This window comes from Bacteroides sp. CACC 737, assembly GCF_013874375.1.
GTDB lineage: Bacteria > Bacteroidota > Bacteroidia > Bacteroidales > Bacteroidaceae > Bacteroides > Bacteroides uniformis.
Map to the genome: position 1 here is coordinate 3,791,453 of NZ_CP059408.1, position 16,796 is coordinate 3,808,248.

At 46.4% G+C, this 16,796-nt stretch carries 5 protein-coding genes; 2 read left to right on the forward strand and 3 right to left on the reverse strand.

Going from position 1 to position 16,796, the window contains the following annotated elements:
• Positions 1 to 80: 80 nt before the first annotated feature.
• From H1A11_RS15885 to H1A11_RS15895, 3 genes are all read right to left on the reverse strand, one after another.
• Complete coding sequence (locus H1A11_RS15885; protein WP_181757436.1) at positions 81 to 4,337, reverse strand: glycoside hydrolase family 2 TIM barrel-domain containing protein; 4,257 nt, start codon at positions 4,335 to 4,337, stop codon at positions 81 to 83.
• Between the two features lie 22 nt (positions 4,338 to 4,359).
• A complete protein-coding gene (locus H1A11_RS15890) occupies positions 4,360 to 8,427 on the reverse strand; it encodes a hybrid sensor histidine kinase/response regulator transcription factor (RefSeq protein ID WP_181757437.1) in 4,068 nt (1,355 codons plus the stop codon).
• A gap of 160 nt (positions 8,428 to 8,587) precedes the next feature.
• Complete coding sequence (locus tag H1A11_RS15895; protein ID WP_098031903.1) at positions 8,588 to 10,537, reverse strand: glycoside hydrolase family 97 protein; 1,950 nt, start codon at positions 10,535 to 10,537, stop codon at positions 8,588 to 8,590.
• A 331-nt stretch (positions 10,538 to 10,868) separates the two neighbouring features.
• Here H1A11_RS15895 and H1A11_RS15900 point away from each other — a divergent pair, with 331 nt between their 5' ends.
• Both H1A11_RS15900 and H1A11_RS15905 read left to right on the forward strand, forming a co-directional pair.
• Positions 10,869 to 14,498: a glycoside hydrolase family 38 C-terminal domain-containing protein gene (locus H1A11_RS15900; protein ID WP_181757438.1), complete on the forward strand. Its 3,630-nt coding sequence runs from the start codon at positions 10,869 to 10,871 to the stop codon at positions 14,496 to 14,498.
• A gap of 147 nt (positions 14,499 to 14,645) precedes the next feature.
• Complete coding sequence (locus H1A11_RS15905; protein WP_005824835.1) at positions 14,646 to 16,712, forward strand: beta-L-arabinofuranosidase domain-containing protein; 2,067 nt, start codon at positions 14,646 to 14,648, stop codon at positions 16,710 to 16,712.
• The last annotated feature ends 84 nt before the right edge of the window (positions 16,713 to 16,796 follow it).

Consider the following 16,796-nt stretch of genomic DNA (forward strand, 5'->3'; position numbering starts at 1 on the left):
AGAAAACGTGGAATTTCAGGACTTGTACAAGTTTTTGCACAAGCCCTGAAACTCCATGGTTAATAGTTTTTCCTCTAAAATTATTCTTCCAAGATTATCTCTAATTCTGCTATGGCAGCTTTCTTTCCTTTGTCATGGGCCGATAATCCCAATAGTTTCACATAACGTGCCCGGTAAGGAGTAAATTCTATAGTTTGCGTTGCTGTACCTATATGGAAGGTGCCATAGATAATGGGCTGCCCCCAATTTTTTCCATCTTTGCTTGCATATACTTCATAGGAAGCTATCCGTCCTTCTTCGCTATCTTGTCGCGGAGTGTAGCGGATACCCTTTATAGTGGCCTCTTTGGATAGGGAAAGATGTATCTCATGAGGGTAGGGAGCTATGTAGAATTGGTTGTGTACCGTGTGCCAATAGGTGTTTATGTTACCGTCTGCCGCCAGCTTCATGCTGTTGTCTGCATCGCTGTCTACGGAGACCACTATTTGTCTCTGGGATGCTCCGCTGATGTTTTTCAGGATGCTCACATTCAGTTCGGCTGCCGAAGCCCATTTCCTGCCGTGCATTTCGGACAAGGGAACGAATTTGAAGTGACGGGCAGTGACGGGTGTTTCCAATGTTATGGTTTGGGCAGACGTCAGATTGGAGAATGTACCTTTGACGGTGCTTTCCCAATTTTTTCCGTCTTTGCTGAAGCTTAGCTCGTAGTCTTTGACGTGTCCGTTATCATTGGAATGTCGTGCTGTGTAGATGAATTTGTCCACTACCAGTAGGGAAGCCATGTCTACCACAATGCTGTGTGGAAACTCTGGAATGGGTTCGTGCCAACGGGTGTGCCAATACGTGGAAGGGTCTCCATCGATGGCGTTTTGCGCCTCTTCTCCTTGGCTGTCGCTGCTGGAGGAGACCACCTTCCATGCCGAGTGGTCTACGAATATGGGTAGTTCCATAGTAGTGACCAGGCTCTTGCCTAATTTTCCAGAAACAGCGTATGTTTGTATCTTTCCACCGTCAATGAACTCGAATGGAGCTGTGTATTCCCGGTATTCGTTACCGTTAAGGCTGTAGAAGATGGTCGCGTCCGGAGTTCCGGTACTCATTTGCAGGTAACCGTTGTTATCGCGTTCTACCATTACGGGCATGCATGCAGGCATCTGTACGCGTGCTTTCTTGGTAAGCTCACTTTGCGTGTAGCTTCTTTCCAAAGGCATCATGATGAAGCTGAATGCTACGGGAGTTGCTTGCAGTTCGTATTTTTTCATCGGGCCTGGACCGCAGCTTGCGTTGCCCAGAGGACGATTGTGGGCATCAAGACAAAGAACTGTCTCCTTGCGCATCGGGATGTCGTATTTGTGAATCAGTTTTTGCAGATGGTCGGGGTCTGCCATGTCTTGTGCTCTGACATGCAGGGCAGAAGCCGCCATTTGGTCGCCTGCCACGAAAACGAAGCCCATACCGTCGGCGTTGGTGATGGAAATCCAGCGTACCTCTTCATGGTTACCCATCTCCTGAGGCTTTACATAGTTCACCCATTGGTCGGATACTGTACTTTCGTATACGCCTATTGGGGTGGCATCCTTGCGGTCTACGTAGTTTTCCCATGGGCCACGTCCATACCAACGCATACGCTCGAAGCCTTCGGGCAGTTCCATTCGATAGCCCACACGCGGAATGATTTCGCTGTCGGATACCGGGATGATGACACTGTTCACCATGATGGAACCATCGGCATTTACGGTGTATTCTATTTCTGTGCGATACTCAAAACCGAGTTTACCTTTGTGGCAGTTCCGGATGTGCAGGGTTATTCTGTCCTCTTCTTGGTGGGTTTCCCATTTGCCGGTTTCCGCTTGCAGCTGGTAAAGGCCTTTGCGTTGCCAATCGCCACTTACCTGTTTATCGTTGTCGGTGGGAGCACGGAAGAGGTTCAGTTCGAGTCCTTTACTTATCAGGGGGATATTATTCAATGTATATGCCGATAAAGTTCCTTCTTCCTTGGAGAAGACAGCTTCAAAACGTTCACCTTTCACCACCAATGCGTCGGCAGTTTCGTTTAGATTGATGTTTCCTTTTTCGGGTACGAATATAGGTTTCTCGCTGCTTGATAGCTTGAATTGTTCGGTGGCTACCTCGTAGTCGGCTTTTGCCCATTCGGTATCTCTTTTTTGGCAGAAACTGAAATTGATAAAGTATTCTGCTCCGGGTACCTTCGTTGCGGGTATGTCTGGCAGGGTGATGACTTTGCTTGCCTGTGCTTCCAGCTTCAAATCTTCCAGATTGCCTGAGCAGACGGTCCTTCCATCTTCCGTTATTTCGTATCTCCCGTAGAGGTCTTCCATATTGGCATGGAATCGCTTGTTGCTGATTCTATATTTGCCATTCCCTAATGCTTCTATGCGGATGGGTTGATGTATCTTCTTCATTTCATAGGATTTGGCAGATAATGTACGGTCGGAGAAGATGACGCCGTTGGTACAGAAGTTACCGTCGTTGGGCTTGTCACCAAAGTCACCGCCTACGGCCATGTAGAAGCCTTTGCCGTCGGGAGTGGGCATACGCAGGCTTTGGTCCACCCAATCCCAAATGAAACCTCCGATGAGTGCCGGATAGCGTTCGTAGGTTTCCCAGTATTCCTTGAAGTTTCCTATGGAATTTCCCATGGCATGGGCATACTCGCATACTACGTGAGGTTTCACGATCTCGCCCTTTTGTATTTTCTCCAATCGTTCACGGCCTACGTTTTCCAGCCAGTCCACACTTGGGTACATGCAACTGGTCACGTCGCAGAAGGAACTGTTTCCCTCGTAGTGGGTGGGGCGGGTAGTATCCAAACGTTTGATGGCCTTTTCAGCAGTGGAGAAGTTGTTTCCGTTTCCCGATTCGTTGCCCATGGACCACATTACGATGGAAGCGTGGTTACGGAAACGTTTCACTTGGTTCTCGTTGCGCTCGGTGAATGATTTTTCCCACTGTGGCTCGTGTGAGAGACGCATTTCGCCGTGGCACTCTACATTGGCTTCTGCCAATACATAGATGCCATAGCGGTCGCATAGGTCGTAAAAGTAAGGGTTGTTGGGGTAATGGGAGGTACGGACAGCATTTACGTTCAGCGCTTTCATTAGTTGTACGTCCTTTTCCATCTCTTCTTTGGAGACGGTACGGCCATTCAATGGGCTGTGATCGTGGCGGTTGACACCTTTGAAAAGAGTGGGTTTGCCGTTAATCAGCAGTTGTCCGTTTTTGGCAAACTCTATTTCGCGGAAGCCTACCTTTACACTACGTAGGTCTGTCACTTTTCCTTTCTGTTTTAGGGTCAGGGTCAGGTTGTAGAGGCTGGGTGTTTCGGCTGTCCATTTCAGTGGGTTCTTCACATCGAATTCCAGATGGGTACTACCTATTTTTGTGGCGTGGATAGTGCGTGATAGCACTTCCTTTCCTTCTGTGTCGGAGAGCTTCACTATGAGTTCGGCAGAACTTTTCTTACCGGTGATTTCCACGTCCAAAAAAACTGTAGCATTACGATAATCTCCGTCCAAGTCGGTTCGGAAGAAGAAGTCCCTAATTTGCGTGCGTGGTGCTGACCATAGGAATACATCGCGGAAGATACCGCTGAACCGCCAGAAATCTTGACATTCAAGAAAACTTCCATCGGTGAAACGGTACACTTCAACTGCCAATGTGTTTTTTCCTTCTTGTAAATAGGGAGTCAGATTGAACTCGGCAGGTAAGTAGCTGTCTTCTGAATAGCCCACTTTTTTACCGTTCAACCAAAGATAGAAACCTGCTTCCACTCCATTGAAGCGAATAAATACATCTCTGCCCTTCCAAGATGTGGGCAAAGTGAATTCACGTCGGTAACTGCCTACGGGATTGGGCATGTTGGCAAAAGTATAGTCTGCCGGGCGAGGTTGGATGACGTTGGGCCATTGTACTCCTTTACTGTAATCACAGAAAGGGTAAATGGTATTACAATACAAAGGCTTGTCCCAGGGCTTATTATGGCGTACAGCCTCTATCTGCCATGTGGCGGGCACTTTGATGTTATCCCAGCCACTTACGTCGTAGTCGGGCTTGAAGAAATCCTTCGGCCGTTTTTCGGGGTCGGCCACCCAATGGAATTTCCATGTACCGTTCAGAGTTTGATAATAGGGGGATTCCTCGATGCTCAGGCGTAGGGCTTGTCCTTCGTCGGCAAAGGGAATAGCGGTTTGGCATGCCGTTTCTTTGTTCACTCCCGAAATGTTCAGGTCATTCCATTCGGGTTGTTCGTGAGTTTGTGCTGTTGCGGTAGCAAGCAGCCCGGTGAATGCGATACTCAAAAAAGAGCTTCTTTTCATAAATACAGATGGTATAAGATGATTAAGTATTAGTGATTTCCTGTCCTTCCTTCACGTTCTTCTTTTGCTGTTCGCAGTATTGACGGGGTGGCATTCCGTAACGTTGTGAAAAAGCTTTATAGAAAGTGCTTCGGTTGGTGAATCCCGTGCGGTCCATCAGCTCTTCGATGGTGAAGTTGCTGGAGACTAACAAGCGTTCCGCCGTGGAGAGGCGGTATTCTTTGATGATGTCGGCAGGCGATTTGTCAGTAAGTGGTTTCAGTTTGCGGTAGAACTGCCGGCTGCTGTAGCCCATTTCCTTACTCAAAAGTTCTACTTGCAGGTCTGGATTGGCTAAGTTCTTTTCAATGACTTCTGTCATTTTCTCTAAGAATTCTTGTTCTTCTTTGTGCAAGCAGCTTCCTTCTTTCCAGGTAAAGGTGCTGAGTGCCGAACTATAATATTCCTTCAGGTTTTCTTCGCGGCGGATGAGATGATAGACCATCTTTTCCAAATATTTCACATTGAAAGGCTTGGTGACATAGGCATCCGCCCCCGATTCCAGTCCTTTTACTTGGTCGTCTTCGTGATGCAGTGCTGAGAGCAGGATTAGGGGAATATGGCTCCACAGCTTGTGTTGCTTGATGGTGGAGGTGAAGGATAACCCATCTATATCGGGCATCATCACGTCTGAGATGATGAGATCTGGCTGTCGTTGCTCCAGGCTGTCTAATGCCTTTTGGGCATTATTGAAAGAGAGTACGTTGTATTTCTCTGTGAATATTTCGGATACGAACCACAGCATGGAAGGGTCATCATCTATCACCATGACCGTCTGCTTGTTTGCGTCGAATTCTTGGGTGTATTTTTCGGGCAATTCTTGCACTTCTTCGGTGGGAATGCTTGGAGAAGCCGCTTCGTATGCAGTTTGCGGTACTTCTTGTCCGTTGGGGGGGAGCGAGGGAAGGCTTACAGTGAAGATGGTCAGTTCGCCCGGTGTGCTTTCGATGTTTATGTCTCCTTCCAACAGGGTCACCATGTTTTTGCAGATGGCCAACCCCAGTCCGTTTCTTGAGTTTTTGCCGTTCATCTCCACGGAGTCGAGAATCTTATAGCGGTCGAATATCTTTCCGAGATTTTCCGGTGTGATGCCTTTGCCGGTATTGGCTATCTTCAAAATAAGACGTTCGTTTTTCGTGTACAATGTTACGCTGATGTTCCCCTTGTCGGGTGTGTACTTGAAAGCGTTGGATATGAGGTTTCCGGCTATTTTGTTGAAGCAGCTCAGGTCGGTGTTCCATGTCAGTTCGGGGGCTATGTCAAGGCAGTAGTTCATTTCTCTGTTTTCCGCCATGTCACCGAAGGATTCGGCGATGTCCCTTAACTTTTCGGAAACAGGTTGCGGCTGTATGGAGAGCATTTTGTTTTCCGTTTCCAGTCTTCTGAACTCCAGCAATTCCACAATGAGACCATTCAGCTTTTCCACATTTTGCTGAATCATCTTGGCGTAGCGGTGCGTGTAGATATCTGTCTCCTTGTGGGTGAGTATCTTCTCGCACGGTCCCTGAATCAGGGTGAGGGGGGTGCAAAACTCGTGGGTGATGTTGGTGAAGAAGCGTAGTTTTGATTCATAGACTTCCTCTTTTTTCTGTCGTTCCATTTTCTTCATCATGTGCTGCCGCTTCAGGCGGTAGGTATAGAATGCATAGGCGACTATGCCTGTACATAATAGTAACCCTAACAAAAAGTAGCCCACATAGGCCCAGGTACTGAGATACCAGGGAGGAGCGATGTAAATGGTGAAGGCTTGCGGATGGCTTTCTTTACCGTTGATGTTGTTGCGGTATTTCACAAACAGAGTGTATTCTCCGGGGGAAAGGTTGGAGAAGATGGCATTGGGTGAAACTCCGTTTTCTATCCATTGGTCGCTTGCTTCCTTTAGTTTATAGGAGTAGAAATAGTCGTTTCCGTTAATGTAGTCTGTTATCCGGAAGTTGAGCTGGAAGAAGTTGTGTTTGTAGTCCAGTTGTAGCACGGGCTTCCCGTCTTTGTAATGTAAAAAGTCATGCAGGTTGTATTCCTTACCGAAGATGGAAAGTCCTTTCAGGCTGATTTCGGGCATATAGTCCGTGGTGATGTAAGAATCGGGCTTCACGGTGACGAAGCCGTTTACACCTCCAAAGAAAAGGATTCCCGTAGCATTGTCTTTGTAGAAGGCTCCATCACTAAATTCGGTCACGGCCAGTCCGTTTCCGTTGTTGTAGGTCTGCTTGGTCTGTTCTTGGGGATTGAGTCTCATTAATCCTTGATTGGTACTCACCCAGAGATTGCCTCGGTTGTCCTCCAAGATACCATGTACGGTGCTGTTGGTGTAGAGCTTTGCACTGATGCTGTCTGGGTTTCCGTCTTCGTTTGAGTAGAAGCGGAGAAGCCCTGATCCAGTGCCCAGCCAGTAGCCTTGCTCGTTTTTGTGTATGGCGAACACATCGTTGGCGGTTTGGCTGTTTACCAAGTTGTTGAAGCGGAACTGTGCCATTTCTCCAGTACGTACATCAATGCGGTAGGCTCCGAGCCCTCTGTTCCCGAACCACAGCGTAGAGCTGCTTTCACGGTAGGAGGTGAAAAAATAGTTTGATGCCATATGTCCGTTACTCACCAAAGTCCGTGTAGCATGCTTCACAATAGGATCTTTTCTCTGATTTTCTAATGTCACCTTTACGATTCCTTCGCCCACGGTGGAAATCCAAAGTGTACTGTCATTGGTTTGATCAATGGAGTGCACATATTTCACTTTGGTTCCATTGGCTTGTACCGCCAGTTCTTTCAATTGGTGGGTAGAGTAGGAATAATAATTGATTCCGTTTTCCGTACCTATCCAAAGTCGGTCTTTTCCACCGGGTGCAAAACAGTAGACGGAGTTGTCGGTCAATGTGCTGTTACCGGTGATGAGACGATCATGTTTTTCGGGTGTATTGTTGACAAGATAATTCGGTATACGCAATATGCCACTGCCTTTGGTTCCTATCCATAAGGTTTGCTGTGGGTCGAGGTAAAGGCTGCGTACCGGGTTGTTCACCTGATATGCGGGAGTGTTGAGCAGGGTGTTGGTCATGGTGAATGTGTCATTGTAAAGCATGTATAACCCTTCTCCGTCGGTAGCTACCCATACGATATCTTGAAATTTGTCTTTCATCAGACAGAAGATGCCCGACTGTATTTCAGTGTATTCTATACGGTATTTAATCTTTTGGTTTGCTTCATATTTCAGTACTATCAAGCCGCTGCTTTTGAAACCGATACAGAAGTCATTTTCTCGTTTGATGATGGAAGATACTTCACCTCGTTTTTCTATTTCGTCTTTCAGGTCGGCAATGTAGTAACACTGTCGGTTGCTGAAACTATATTCGTAGAGGGCATAGGTTTCATCAATGAAGTAGGCTGAATCTTCTCCGATGAAGGCATGCTTCAAGCCGTGATGTCCAAATGGCTTTTCCGGAATCAGTGTCACGCTTTTTCCCGTGTGGTTCAGACGATAGCAACGAGTGTTGTTTCCAGTTGCGAATATCCAAAGCAGGTTGTTGGAATCAATGGTCATGGACAGTACTTTATTAAAATCCATGGAAGAGATGTTTAACTGGAGAAATTTCTGGTTCTCTTGTTGGTAGTGATACAGATTTCCGTCATCTTTCAGCACTAACATGCACTTGTTGTTGCTTCGTGCCAAGAAGATGTTGTCCTTGAATTCGGTAAAGGTCCGGCAGGTCTGTCGGTATGTATCCAATCTGTCTAACCCGTAGTTGGTTTGTAACCACAGTATGCCTGGCTCTGATTCTACGATCTGGCTGATAATGTTGCCTGACAATAGGTTGCGTGACACATCAACGGGCGTATATAGGTGGATATTGTTGCCGTCAAACACGTTCAGTCCGTCGCATGTTCCTATCCATAGTACACCTTGGCTATCTTGGTAAAGGGATTGGATGGCACTATTGGAAAGACCGTTTTTATTGGAGAATTGCCGTAGGCTGTAAGCGTACACAAAATCCGGAAAACAGCATAAGAGGCTGATAAGCAATAAAATCGTATGGCCTTTCCAGTATATGTCTTTCATGTGGCTTGTTGTATTGATTTTAAGTTGCAAAGATATATTTTAAGGTGGAAACAGTCAATATTTGCAATATATTTCTTTAGTTGTAGGCTTACAGTTTGCTTTGTATCTGCTCCGTATCCTTAGAAATGTATTTGTACGGAGCAGATAGGTATGGATATGATTAGCGAATGACCGCAGCGAATCCACCGTTGCGTGCCAAACGGACTGTGATATGGTCGCCTTTCTTCAAGGATTGTTCTTGCTTGCGATAGTCCATGGCTTGGTGGTCAGCGTTGATGCCGTCTTCAAAAGAGGTCATGAGATAATTTTTTCCTTCTTGCAGGAAATCAAGGGAGATGTTAAAGACCCGTTCACGTTCGCGGTTGTTGGTCATGCCTCCTATATACCATTGTTCTCCTTTGCGTTTGGCCACGATGGCATATTCTCCTGCTTTGGCTTCGAGAGCGATGGTTTCGTCCCATGTTTGGGGTACTTGGGTGATGAAACGTGTACACTCGTCGTTGCGATAATAGAGGGTAGGATTGTCTGCCATCATCTGCAGGCCGGTTTCAAAAAGAACAAAGAGTGCCATCTGATAGGCACGTGTGCCGATGCTGGCGGAATTGGGACGTTCGGAATGGTAGACTTCAGGCTGCATGCTAAGCATGGCGCCGGGAGTATAGTCCATGGCTCCTACTGCGTTGCGTATGAAGGGGAAATAGACACTGTTGTCGGGACGGCATCCGCCCATTTGCTCCATACCTCTTACGCCTTCGTAGGAGAGTACGTTTGGGTATTTGTATTCTAATCCGGCAGGTTTGAAAGCACCGTGAAAGTCAACGAAGAGATGGTGTTTGGCGGCTTCATGTGCTACGCGTTCATAGAAGTTTACCATCCATTGGTCGCTACGATCCATGAAATCTATCTTTACGCCTTTCACACCCCACTTTTCGAAAGTTTCGAATAGGTCAAAGTGGTTTTCTACCGTAAGCCAAGTGAGCCATAACACAATGCCTACGTTTTTTTCTTTGCCGTAGCGGATGAGTTCGTGTATGTCTACCGAGGGATTGGGTTTATAGGGGTTGCGGGTGTTCATGGCCCAGCCTTCGTCCATTACTATATATTCTACGCCGTAGTGGGATGCGAAGTCGATGAAGTATTTGTAGGTGTCAAGGTTGCAACCTGCTTTGAAGTCCACGTCGGGGCCGTAGGGTGTGGCTCCGTTCCACCATTCCCAGCTGGCTAGTCCTGGTTTAATCCAAGAGGTGTTTTCTATGACATTCTTTTCAGCGAGGCGATAGGATAGAGTGTTTTCTATAAGTTTGCGGTCATCGTCGGTAATGACGAAGTAACGCCATGGATAACTGCGCTTGCCTGCGGTACGGGCTATGCAGTTGGCTTCTTTCAGAATCTTGAGACTGCGGTCACCGTCTTCTCCGAATTCAAGAGGCAGACGGGGGAAGACGGCGGTAATGCCGCCTTGTCCATCGTTTTTCAGAAACATGGCGGGATAGTCTGTCAGATTGGTTTCACTCATGAGGATTTTGTCACCTTTGGGTGTGCTGGCTAAAAGGGGAAGCAGAGCCATGCGATTGGAGTTTTTCCACTCGCTGCTTGTTTGGTGGCGATATTCTTCTTCATAGGAAGTCTTAAAGCCGTCAGGTTGCTGAAGATGTAGCAGGCAATCATCCACAAAGTTCAGGCGGAGGATTTCATTCATTATTTCTTGCTCGCCTTTCAGGTCAGTAAGGAAGCGGTAGGCGAATCCGTCATCAAAGGCACGGAACTCTACTGAATAGCCTCCTTTAAACTTCAGTAGCAATTGGTTGTAGCGGTTGGTTATAGTAGAGAATTTCAGGGGTACGATGGGAGTCAGTTCCTCGTTTACATTTTGGCGTACTACTTTGTTTAGTTTAGGATGGATGCCCAGCTGGTGGTTGGCAGTTTCCAGACCAATGACACAGTTGTCCATCAGTGTTTGATTTCCTTGGGTTACATCATATTGGATTTGATCGGTCAGCTCCACCGAGATGCGGATGTTTCCGCTGGGTGAGGCCAGTTGATGTACTTTCTGTCCGAAAGCGGTCAGTGAGAGGCAGAGAACTGCCGAGAGTAGGAATTGTTTTTTCATGTTCTTAGCTTTTGGATTTTTACAATATACAAAAGTAGTTTGTATTCTGTAGGAAATGTATGCTATTTATGACATAAATATATAAAATCATGCCACAGACGACTTTTTACATATCTATGTCGCGAATCTGTACAGTATGAGAGTGAAGGATGGGCTATTTTTGTTACCAACATTCCACATGTCAGAAAACTATTGTTGCCGGATGGAGGCTAAAGAGAGAAGGTGAAAGAGCGGTTTGCGGCTAGAGGAGGCAGCACATTTATAACAAAGAATGCGGTGGTTTATATCGAATTGACATTATCTTTTACGAAAAAACAATAATAACAAAACCATGAAAAAGAGACGAATACTGATGGGGAAGACCCATCTGATAGCGGGAGCCGTGATGTTGGCCGTTGCAGGAGGACAATTATCGGCTCAGACCGTTGCACCGAAGAAAGCAAAAGCGTACATGGTGGCAGATGCCCACTTGGACACGCAGTGGAACTGGGACATTCAGACTACTATTAAGGATTATGTTTGGAATACCTTGAATCAGAACCTTTTCCTTTTGAACCAGTACCCCGACTATATCTTTAATTTTGAAGGTGGAGTGAAATATGCTTGGATGAAGGAATATTATCCTCGTGAATACGAACTGATGAAGGCTTTTGTAAAGGCAGGTCGATGGCATGTGAGTGGGGCCAGTTGGGATGCTACCGACACTTTGGTGCCGTCTGTTGAATCGTTTATTCGCAACATTATGCTGGGGCAGGAGTTCTATCGTAAGGAGCTGGGGGTAGAAAGTACCGACATCTTCCTTCCCGATTGCTTCGGATTCGGTTGGACATTGCCTACTGTTGCTGCCCATTGTGGACTGATAGGTTTCTCTTCACAGAAGCTGGATTGGCGTAACAATCCTTTCTACGGTAAGAGCAAGCATCCCTTTACCATCGGACTGTGGAAAGGAGTGGATGGAGCGTCCGTCATGCTGGCTCACGGATATGATTACGGTCGTCGTTGGGATAATGAAGACCTTTCAGAAAATAAATATTTGATGGAACTCTCCAAATGCACTCCCCTGAATACCGTTTACCGCTACTATGGAACAGGTGATGTGGGCGGTTCACCTACCATCGCTTCTGTGGCTTCCGTGGAGAAAGGTATCAAGGGAGACGGTCCGTTGAAGATTATCAGTGCAGCCAGTGACCAGTTGTTCAAGGATTACCAGCCTTATGGCAGCCATCCCGAGCTCCCCGTATTTGACGGTGAATTGCTGATGGACGTTCATGGAACCGGCTGCTACACTTCACAGGCTGCTATGAAACTCTATAATCGTCAAAATGAACTTTTGGGTGATGCCGCTGAACGTGCTTCTGTGGCTGCTGCCCTTTTGGGGGTTGCCGAATATCCTGGTAAGAGCCTGACGGAGTCTTGGCAGCGCTTCATATTCCACCAATTCCACGATGATTTGACTGGTACCAGCATTTCCCGTGCCTATGAATTTTCTTGGAACGATGAACTTCTCTCTCTGAAACAGTTCTCCGGTATCCTGACTCATTCTGTGGGAAGTGTGGCAGGCAAGCTTGATACTCGTGTCAAGGGGATTCCCGTAGTGCTCTATAACGCTTCGGGCTTCAAGGCTGCAGATGTGGTGACCATCGAAGTGGAGGCTTCCCGTTTTCCCAAAAGTGTGGCTGTATATAACGAACAAGGCAAGTTGGTGGTTTCTCAGTTGGTTTCATATACTGATGGAAAGGTCCGCTTGTTAGTAGAAGCCACTGTACCCGCCAATGGATACGCAGTTTACGATGTCCGCCTCTCCGGCGAAGGAAAAGAGATGTCTGCTGTTGAAGCTGCAAGTGTTGAAAATTCGTTCTACAAACTGACATTGAATGAGAACGGTGACATTACTTCACTGTTCGACAAGAGAAACAACAAGGAATTGGTAAAGGCTGGTAAGGCTATTCGTTTAGCCCTCTTCACTGAAAACAAGTCATTCGAATGGCCGGCATGGGAGATATTGAAAGAGACTGTGGACGCTACTCCTATTTCCATCACCGAGGATGTGAAAGTGACTCTTTGCGAAAACGGTGCATTACGTAAGACTCTCTGCGTGGAGAAACGTCACGATGATTCTTTTTTCCGCCAGTACATCCATTTGTATGAAGGTGTATTGGCCCACCGCATTGACTTTACTAACGAAGTGGACTGGCAGTCTACCAACGCTCTGTTGAAGGCTGAGTTTCCCCTCAATTTGAATAATGAGGTGGCCACTTACGACTTGGGCGTAGGCAGCGTGCAGAGAGGAAACAACATCTTGACCGCTTACGAAGTATACGCTCAATATTGGGCAGATTTGACGGACGCTAACGGCTCTTATGGCGTTTCCATCATGAACGACAGCAAATATGGCTGGGACAAGCCTGATAACAATACCTTGCGTCTCACTTTGCTGCACACTCCGAAGACAAAAAAGAACTATGCTTATCAAGATCGTCAGGACTTCGGTCACCATACCTTTACTTACAGCTTGGTAGGTCATGTGGGCGCTTTGGACGTAGTTCAAACCCGCGAGAATGCTGAGTTGCTGAACCAGCGCATCAAGGCGTTCGTTGTTGGAAAGCATCGCGGCGAATTAGGTAAGAGCTATTCATTGGCTTTTTCCGATAACCGGAATGTACTTATTAAAGCCTTAAAGAAAGCCGAAAGTTCAGATGAATATGTGGTACGCGTGTATGAAGCCGCAGGCAAGCAGGCGCAGAAAGCCTCGATTGTCTTTGCCGACAACCTTGTGGCTGCTGTAGAAGCAGATGGTACGGAAAAGACCATCGGTAAGGCTACATTCAGTGGAAATCGCTTGGAAGTGTCAGTCAATCCAAACAGCATTAAGACCTACAAGGTACGTTTTGCTTCCAATAAAAAGGTGCAGACGGTGGCCGAACCATTGCCCCTTGTTTATGATAAGAAGTGCTTCAGTTGGAACGAGTTCAAGGCTGCTGCCAACTTTGAGTCTGGTTATTCTTATGCTGCTGAATTGATACCTGCCGAGATGAATGTGCATGGAGTGCCTTTCAAATTGGAGACACGTGAAGAGCTGAATGGTATGGCTTGCAAGGGCAATGTACTGAAACTGCCCGCCGACTGTACTTATAACAGACTCTATATCCTTGCTGCTGCCGCTTCTGATAAAGATGTGAAGGGGATATTCCGCGTAGGCAAGTATGTGCAGGAAGTCATTGTTCCTTCTTATACTGGCTTCATCGGTCAGTGGGGGCACACCGGACATACGGAAGGTTATCTGAAAGATGCTGAAGTTGCCTATGTGGGTACGCACCGCCATTCCGGTGAAGGCGATCAGCCGTATGAGTTCACTTACATGTTTAAGTTCGCAATAGACCTGCCAGAAAAGGCTACTGAGGTGGTATTGCCCGATAATAAGGATATTGTTATTTTTGCCGCCACTTTGACTGATGTTGCTGCTACTTCTGTTTGTCCCGCTTCCGAACTGTTCCGTACGGCAAACAAGTGCAATCGCTATCAGACGGAAAGCTCCACAGAGAGAGTGAACATTCTGAAGCAGGACATGGTAATGGGCTATTCAAGCTATGTGAACGAGAAAGAGAAGCCGGCTTTCATGGTAGATGGCGACGAAAACACAAAGTGGTGTGCTATTGCTGAAATGCCCCACTACGTAGACTTTGATTTGGGCGGTGAAAGAAGCATTAATGGCTGGAAGTTACTGAACGCTGCCGGCGAAAACCATTCCTACGTCACTTCCTCCTGCTTTCTGCAAGGTAAGAGCGACAAGAATGGTGAATGGCGCACACTGGACTATGTTTCTGGTAATGGTAAGAATGTACTGAATCGCACGCTAAATAAGTCTGAAAGTGTTCGCTACCTGCGTCTTTTAGTGACACAGCCCATGCAATCGGCTTCTGGTAAAGATGTGCGCATTTATGAAATGGAAGTATACGAATAAACAGTTATTATATTCCCATTTTTCAGATCCTTGTGTCTGTCACCACAGACACAAGGATCTGATGATTCTCAGGTGTAAGTGCTTAATGTGAGTAAGTTAACAACTCTATTGAAGTAAATTTATTGGAAATAACAAATACCTTGAAAAATGAAAATTAAAATATTTGCTGTTGTATGTTTATTAGCTGCTAATCTCTTTACAATATCTGCTCAAAAGTGGTTTACGCCTGAGGCGGAGAAACAAGTGGATGCTCTTTTGAGCCAGGTAGTAGAAGGAAACTACAAGAATAATCGCTATCCTCTACTCCGTAAGCCCTTAATGGAACTTCCTTTAGGCAGTATCAAACCTAAAGGCTGGTTGCACGAAATGCTGGTTCGTCAGAAAAATGGCGCCAGTGGTCAGATGGATGTTCTTTACCCTTCGGTTATGGGCAAACGCAATGGTTGGTTAGGTGGTGATGGAGACCAGTGGGAACGCGGTCCATACTGGATAGACGGTCTACTTCCTTTGGCGTATATACTGGATGATGATGTCTTGAAAGCCAAAGTGCAACCTTGGATAGAATGGGCTTTGCAGAGCCAGCGTGAGGACGGATTCTTCGGTCCTGAAAAAGATTATCCGGGAGAGCCTGGACTGCAACGTGATAACTCGCAAGACTGGTGGCCGCGTATGGTCGTGCTGAAAATCCTACAGCAGTATTATTCGGCAACGAACGATAAGAGAGTCGTCGCTTTTATGACAAAATATTTCCGTTATCAACTGAATACCTTGCCGCAAAAACCTTTAGGACACTGGAGCAGTTGGGCAGAATTCCGTGCTTGTGACAATTTGCAAGCTGTATATTGGCTTTATAATCTTACGGGGGAGGATTTTTTGCTTGAATTGGGGCATTTGCTGCACCGGCAGAGTTTCAGTTTCATAGATATGGTAGATAGGGGAGACTTGCGCAGACCCTGCACTATACACTGTGTTAATTTGGCACAAGGCATCAAAGAACCGATTATTTATTATCAGCAAGATACCGACCGGAAATATATTGATGCTGTCAAGGAAGGCTTTCGAGATATTCGCCGGTTCCACGGACAGCCGCAAGGCATGTATGGAGGCGATGAGGCTTTGCATGGAAACAATCCTACACAAGGCTCGGAGTTGTGTTCGGCCGTAGAGTTGATGTACTCGCTGGAAAAAATGGTGGAGATTACAGGAGACATAGACTTTGCCGACCATTTGGAACGCATTGCTTTTAATGCTTTACCAGCCCAAATATCCGATGACTTTATGACTAAGCAATATTTCCAGCAACCGAATCAGGTGATGGTAACACGCCATCGTCGCAACTTCGACCAGGATCATGAAGGAACAGACCTTGCTTTTGGCACTCTGACTGGATACCCATGTTGTTTTTCGAATATGCACCAAGGTTGGCCAAAATTTACACAGCACCTATGGTATGCCACACCTGATAACGGCATTGCAGCCATTGTCTATTCTCCGTCGGAAGTAACAGCCAATGTGGGTGATAATGTACCGGTGGTTATCAGTGAAGATACTTACTATCCGATGGATCATCAGATAACTTTTACCATTAAAGAGGTGAGAAATAAGGTGAAACAAGTGAAATTTCCATTTCACCTGCGTGTTCCGAAGTGGTGCAAGCAAGCTGAAATACGGGTAAATGGAAAGATGGAGCAAACTGTCAAAGGTGGGAAAATAGCTATCGTAGACCGTATATGGAAGCGGAATGATAAGATTGAACTGTATCTGCCCATGGAGGTCTTTACTAGCACTTGGTATGAAAACGCAGTATCTATTGAAAGAGGTCCGTTGGTATATGCCCTGAAAATGGAAGAAAATTGGGAAAAGAAAGAGTTTAAGGATAGTTGGTATGGTTCTTATTATTATCAGGTGACTTCTTCGGATCCATGGAACTACGGATTGGTGGATTTTGACCGTAACAGAATGAACGAGGTGGCCCAAGTAAGTATCAATAGCCAAAAACAGCAATTGGACTTTCCTTGGAATCAGGAAAATGCACCGGTTGAAATAAAGATGAAGGCTCGTCTTATCCCTACTTGGACAGTATATAATGAAATGGCAGGGCCCCAGCCTTTCTCTTTCTGTGGCAGTGCCGAAGGAGGAGAGCAAGAAATCACGCTGATACCCTACGGTTGTACAACCCTGCGTATTTCAGAATTTCCAGTTGTTGGGAAATGATGTTTCCGAAGTATGGGGGAAACGGTGTGTCTGTTTTGTGACAAACTTGTTTTAGAATTCTGCCATGTCCGGAATGTGGACGGT